General features: G+C 55.1%; 4 protein-coding genes. All 4 read left to right on the top strand.

What is annotated here, in order from left to right:
* The first annotated feature begins 802 nt into the window (after positions 1–802).
* Positions 803–3,247: a type ISP restriction/modification enzyme gene (locus WA157_RS14345; RefSeq protein WP_422621609.1), complete on the top strand. Its 2,445-nt coding sequence runs from the start codon at positions 803–805 to the stop codon at positions 3,245–3,247.
* Complete coding sequence (locus WA157_RS14340) at positions 3,244–4,677, top strand: hypothetical protein (protein WP_422621608.1); 1,434 nt, start codon at positions 3,244–3,246, stop codon at positions 4,675–4,677. The genes WA157_RS14345 and WA157_RS14340 overlap by 4 nt, the downstream gene beginning before the upstream one ends.
* 30 nt (positions 4,678–4,707) lie before the next feature.
* Complete coding sequence (locus WA157_RS14335; RefSeq protein WP_422621607.1) at positions 4,708–5,559, top strand: DUF3800 domain-containing protein; 852 nt, start codon at positions 4,708–4,710, stop codon at positions 5,557–5,559.
* A gap of 121 nt (positions 5,560–5,680) precedes the next feature.
* Complete coding sequence (locus WA157_RS14330) at positions 5,681–6,643, top strand: hypothetical protein (protein ID WP_422621606.1); 963 nt, start codon at positions 5,681–5,683, stop codon at positions 6,641–6,643.
* The last annotated feature ends 66 nt before the right edge of the window (positions 6,644–6,709 follow it).

Here is a 6,709-nt window from a genome sequence, read left to right as displayed (position 1 = left end):
CCTGTTTGGGTCGCGCCGCCATCGCCGCCGCTTGCTCTCTCACCCGCTTCAACATCATTCCAGCCATGGCCGGTTTGCATTGAATTCTTCTCACAAAATGCAAAGACATAGCTTGTTAGTGACTAATCTGGTCAGAGGCAGCTCTTGCTGAGGCCGATGCCATCGATCCAATGCTGCAGCCCTTTAACAAGTGCTTCAGTGCTTGGGATTCCAAGGGTGGCGATTCAACGACATGAAAGCGAGATCAGAAAAATATTCTCGCCATCCGTCCCAAGCTTGCCTAGAATGATACGTACGTTTTGACCTGCAGTTGTCTGCCCGTCACTCTGCTTGAGCATTGATTGAGCCGAACCTGGAAAACTTTTGAAGAACTTGGTCACCTCAAACTTTTGCCGCAAACCAAACGGCAAGTCTTTGAGAACAGAAGTCCAACTTTCGGCAAGACTTTGCCTACGAAACCGGCAAAAGTTTGAACGCGAATCACGTCTAAGTCATTGATTTCAAATGACTAGACCGGCAACTCTTTGCTCATCCCTACAGCTGTCGGATGACACGGAAAGTGAATTCTGTGCCAAGTAAGTGAAAAAGTACTGACACAGATAGTGAAAAGAGAGCCCGGTGATACAGGGCCTTCTTGTTGGTAATTGAAGCGAACGCGTGGCGAGGAAATGTCTGCTGCAGACTGGTCTGCGGACATCCGGTGTCAAAAACCCGATTCAGGCGGGGTCTGCACTCTGATTGGTGGCTCAAGGATTTCTCACACGGGGTTGGGTGACTGGGGACGAGAACTATCATTACAACAATGCTCGCAAAAATTAGGCACCTTCTGACAAATGAATCTGGCCTTAAGGCCAAGGAAATTGCTTCGCGCTTAGGCTTTGATCGTCAAGATGTGAGCAGAGAGCTCCATGCGAACAAGACTGATTTCCTGCAGAACGACGCCTACGGATGGTCGCTTGCTCCCGTCGCGAATTTTTGGGTTGAGCTCGGACCTGGATGGATTGATGCAAAGCAATTCGAGGCGAGGTTGTTGGTGTCAGGGTGTCCAGTTGCCTTGAATTGCGCGAGCGTTTCATTTGTTTTTGCGGGCTCGTCTCAACTCTTGTTGGAGGCTCTTGCTCGACTCCTCGCCCTTTGCAATCAGCTTTGTATGGGTGGAAAAGGCGTAGTGCTTGATTTTTCAGCCTGCAAGAAGACACTTGGGTATCTTGATCGGATGGGCTTTGTCGAACATCTTGATAGGCGGGTGACCGTGCTTCCTCGTCGTCCGTCAGGCACGAAAGCAATTGTTTACGAAGGCAACAACGAAGGTGTCGTCGAACTTAGGATGATTGAAGTAGACGCGCCGAATCAAAAGATTCCCTCTCAACTTCGTTCCAGCTTTGTCACCTGGTCTTGTTCCGACGTAATGATCACAAACTCAACCGGTGTGGTCACTTCACGTGATCATTTTGTAATCGACATTGATCGAGAGGTGGTTACAGAAAGACTCAAGCGGTTTATCGGGTCAACAGAATCACCGCTAGAGCTAAAGGAAGCGTTTTCACTTGAAGAAAACTATGCGTGGCGTGTGGCAGACGCGCATAAGCAACTTCGGGACGTTGGTGTCAATACTGACACTTGGATGCGCCGGATTTTGTATAGGCCATTTGATACGAGATACATTTTTTTTCATAGCGCTGTGGTTTGGCGGACTCGTGAATCAATATCTCAACACCTTAACCATTCTGGTAATTTGTCTTTGGTCGGGGTAAAGCAAGTAGCCGAGGTCGACGGCTATTCTCATGTTCTTGTGAGCCGCGAAATTGCAGATAACAGGAGCACATTCAGCAGTAGAGGAATCGCTGTTCAGTTCCCGCTTTGGCTGTACTCGGGAAAATCGCGCACGGCAAATTTCTCCCTTAGTTTCCTCGCCGCCCTTCATTCTGCACTCAGCCTGGCTTCTCCCGACTACCGACCCGAAGATGCCACAGCCCCACTGCACGTCGAGAAAATTTTTCATTACCTCTACGCCGTGCTGCACAGCCCGGCCTACCGTCAGCGCTATGCCAACTTCCTACGAATTGACTTCCCCCGCATCCCCATCCCCGGCTCGCGGGCGGTGTTCGACGCCCTGGCTGCGTTGGGTGCGCAACTGGTAGCGTGGCATTTACTGGAGCATCCAGATGCTATAAAAATAAGTGCTACTCACGCAGGTGGGACGGGGGCTACAGCCTGGTTTGGCTCTGATTTCTCACTGCAGAAGGTCGCTGAGAAGGGGCGGGCGCTGGCAGAGTCGTCGGGCGATGTTGGCAAGGTCTTCGTCAATGCCAGCAGCGGCTTTACCAACGTGCGCTTGCCCGTTTGGCAGCACACCATTGGCGGCTATCAGGTCCTGCACAAGTGGCTGGATGATCGCAAAAAGGCAGGCCGCAGTCTTAGCCAGGATGACATAACCCACTGGTTGCGTATTTATGCCGCGCTCGAAGCCACGCAAAAGCTGATGCAGCAGGTGGATGAAGCGATTGACGCCCACGGCGGCTGGCCCGGCGCCTTCAGTCAAAACCATCCTCCACCCGACGCCGCCACGCTGGCGCTTGAACAGATGGCGCAAAAAGAGCAACTCAAGGCCCAGAAAAAGGCAGCAACCGCTACGAAAAAGAGAGCCTATCCCGTAAGCCCAACGGGGGCTACAAGCCTGTTTGACTTCGATGATGATCTGGATGCGCTAGCCGAATCATCAGGAGCACCCCCTCGCCCAAAAGCTAGGGCCACCCCTGCCAAGGCAGCGGGTGGCGCAGACGAGGTAACCGACTGGCAAACCATGCGCGCTATTCGTGTCGTGCTGGCGCGCGCAGGTGTAAGTGCGTTACCGCGCGCCGACCTGATCCGTCTCACCGCGCGTGAGCTCGGCCATGCACGCACCAGCCCACGCATTGCCAATGAACTTGACGCAGCCATCCGCCGCGCCGTGCGCCGTGGCATCGCCAGCAATGCGCGTGGCGAGTTGAGTCTGGTGGCCAAAACCGTTGATGGCTACGACCGGGACTTTCTTAAGCAGCACTTGCTGAGCGTCATCGCCGGTCCGTGGTGCGACAAGGCGGACGTACCTCTTCGCTTCGCGCGCACCTTGGGCTTTGCACGCAGGGGGCCAAAGATTGAAGAGCTAGTTTGGTCGCTCATGCGCAGCTTGCAGCGCAACAGGCTGGTGGAAATTGAAGGCCGCAGTGCATCGGCGCGTTACCGCAAGACGAAGGCCGAATCATGAAATTCAGCATTGTCGTGGACCGTATGCAATACGGCGTGGGGCAAGGTGGATTTCATTGCCAGCAGATAGCGGTGAAGACAGACAATTCGAAGGTACAGATTGAGCCCTACCGGTTTGTTTACGACTGTGGCTCTGACACGGGCGAGTTTAAAAAGGGACAGACCAAACCCTTGGAGTGGGCGATTCGGCACTTTGCAGGGAGGATGCGTTCCAACGCAGCAAAGCCTAAGCTGGTGGTGAATGCCTTGTACCTATCGCACTTCCAGAAAGACCATATTGACGGGGCACTTCGACTAGCCCAATTTGTGGATTTGCGTGAAATTGTCATTCCGCATATCACGGCGGAACAGTTTTCACACATTGTTGCGCAGCAAGTAAGCACTGGCGACATTGCCTCCATGGATCAAAAGACCCAAAGGTATCTGCAGGTACTCCAGAGCGCGGCCAGCGGTGACGGGTCTGTGATTGGAAATGTCCCAACCACTCGGGTCCCGTCGGATGGCGAGACGCCTGATGCACCGAGCGCTTCTGGTAATAATGCGCCGTTGCCGACGCCCGAGGGGCAAGAGCCAACGCGAGGCGAACAAGACAAAGGGCCGGGTGATTTGCCTGAAGGGGCCTACGAGATTCGTGACGCAATGCGGCCCAGCGGGCAGTGGCAGCATCGCATTTCGAGGCTTTTGCATGTTGGGCAGGCAGGCAGGAATGCACCTGACATGCTGAATTTTTGGGAAATGCGGGTATGGAGTTATGCCCAGTCTTTGGCCTTGTCGAACTCGGTTGTGCAAGAGTTGGGCAAATTGGAGGTGTCACCCGGAAACCCAGCGCTGCCCCGACTCATTGCGGGCAAGGTTGATATCAGTGAGATCACTTGGGCCATCAAGAACCGCGTCAAGATTCAAAATGCCTACAAAAAGGCGTTGAAACTGCACAAGGTCACTGCTGCACATGACCACAATGTGGTTTCCTTGTGTTTGCATTCCGGGCCAGCACAAATGAAGGCATTTTCAGTGTGTTGCGAACGCTGGCACGCCTCTTTCCCCTTTGAGTTTGATAGCTGGCTACTGGGGTCTTCGTTCGGTTGGGTTGGTACGGGGGACGCTTTGCTGGCGGGTGTAGATGCTTGGGCAGGCTTCAAAAGGCATTTCTCGCAAGGCCACGACAGATTGCTGGAGTGGTTGACCGTGTTGATGCCGCATCATGGCTCAGGGTCGGGTGGAAATTTCAATGCAGGTCTATTGGGTACGGGTATGAGGTTTGCTGTTTTCTCCGCAGGTGCATTCAATAAATACGGCCACCCTTCCCGGAATGTCCTGGATACTGTGGTCGATTCGAGGGCCAGGGCGGTAGTCGTCACCGAATATGCTCGTCCGGGTTTTTTTGAGCATTTGACCTATTCTGTTAGTCCGCGTGATTGGTTTAGTCTTTGATGCGGCTCCAAGGGAAATCCGGCGATTGACATGACAACAACACACTATTTCGTCGACGAAGCCGGCGACACGACCCTGTTCGGCCGCTACGGCAAGGTATTGGCAAACACCGATGCCGTTTCGCGCTTCTTCATGGTGGCCCGGCTCGAAGTGGCTGACATTGGCGCTTTGCAATCAGACATGGACGCGTTGCGTGCGGAGTTGCTCGCAGACCCGTTGCTCAAGGCGGTGCCGTCTATGCAGGCAACGGCTGGCAAAACTGCTTTGTTTTTTCATGCCAAAGACGACGTCCCCGAAGTGCGGCACGCGGTGTTCAAGCTTTTGCTGCGGCACGAACTGAGCTTGTCTGCCGTAGTGAAGGAAAAGCAGCATTTGCTGGCTGAGGTGCATCGACATCAGGCCATCAACCCGAAGCACCGTTACAAAGCCGACGGGCACGACATCTATGACGACCTGATTGCCAAGCTGTTTGGGCGTTTTGGTCAATTTGGTGTGCAGCGTCACATCACATTCGCTGTGCGGGGTAGCAAGCCGCGCACCGCGGCACTAAAAGCCGTGCTGGACAGCATCGACGATGGGTTTAAGGGCGATTTTGGTTTTGCCCCGCATGGACACACTACCGTGCACAGTACCTACCCGAGTACCAGTGCCGGATTGCAGGCCTGTGACTATTTGCTTTGGGCTTTGCAACGCTTTTATGAGCGGCAGGAGGAGCGCTACCTGCACGCCATGTGGCCGAAATTTGTGCGTGTTTTAGACCTTGATGCGCCAACGCTGAAAGCCAAAGGTAAGCCTGTTCAGGGTGGTGTGGCGTTCAATGAAAAACACCCGCTGACTCTGGAGAGTCGAGCGGGTGTCTGGAATAAGGATCGAGAGATATAGGATGAACTTAATCACCACACGACTTGAAGCCGACTTTTGTCTCTCGACGCCTGAATTGTAGCTTGAGCTCGGAATTAGTGTCGAACAGACTAGAGTTGTTTCTCTGACCAAAGGCTTGATGATGAAACCCAAATCCCTGTTTCTACTCGGCCTGTTGGCCGGTGTAATCGCAGTGGCGAGTGCCCAGGGCGTCTCCTTCGGGCTGATCGGGGACATGCCCTACAGTGACTGGGAGCGCCAGCACCTGCCTGAGCTGCTGGCCGACATGGACCGCGAAGAGCTGGCCTTTGTCGTGCATGACGGTGACATCAAGAGCGGGGGCAGCGTGTGCAGCGATGCGGTGCTGCGCGACATCCGGGACGTCTTTCAGGCGTCCAAAACCCCGCTGGTGTATGTGCCGGGCGACAATGAGTGGACCGATTGCCATCGCAAAAGCAATGGCCGTTACGACCCTGTGGAACGCTTGCAAAAACTGCGTCAACTTTTCTTTGCCGGGGACAAGGCGCTGGGGCAGCGCACGCTGCATCTGGAGCGTCAGAGTCGTGATCCGGCTTTTGCCAGCTACCGGGAAAACGTGCGCTGGGAAGCGGGCGGCGCCCTGTTTGTCGGCCTGAACCTGCCCGGCAGCGAGAACGGCTTTCACGGCAGCACCAAAGGGGGTGGCCCGGTGCCGGAGTTTTTACAGCGCAGTGCGGCCAACCGGGTCTGGCTGGCACAGGCCTTTGCCCACGCCCGCGCCAGGCAACTGGCCGGCATCCTGATCGTGATCCAGGCCAATCCCGGGTTTGACGCCGCCAACCAAGGTCGCCCGAAGCCCGGTTATGCGGCGTTCCTGACCCAGTTGCGCGAGGAAACCCAGGCTTTTGCCGGGCCGGTTGTGTTAGTGCATGGCGACTCGCACTGGCAGAGAATCGACCAGCCGCTGCGCGATCCGGTGAGCCAGCAAGTCATCAGCAACTTCACCCGGGTGGAAACCTTTGGTTATCCCTTTTTCGGCTGGGTCAAGGCCAGCGTGGTCGCGGGCGACCCGCAGGTGTTCCGGTTTACACCCCGGCCTTGGCACGCCCCTGCGGCGCCGCCTTGAGCGCGCCCATGAGTTCCGGTCGTTTCAACGCTTACCTAAAGGCCACAAATTTTCGTCAGACGAACT

The sequence above is a fragment of the Rhodoferax ferrireducens genome (genome assembly GCF_049302455.1).
In the GTDB taxonomy this organism is placed as follows: Bacteria; Pseudomonadota; Gammaproteobacteria; order Burkholderiales; family Burkholderiaceae_C; genus Rhodoferax; species Rhodoferax ferrireducens_B.
This window is presented reverse-complemented; position numbering and strand designations above follow the sequence as displayed.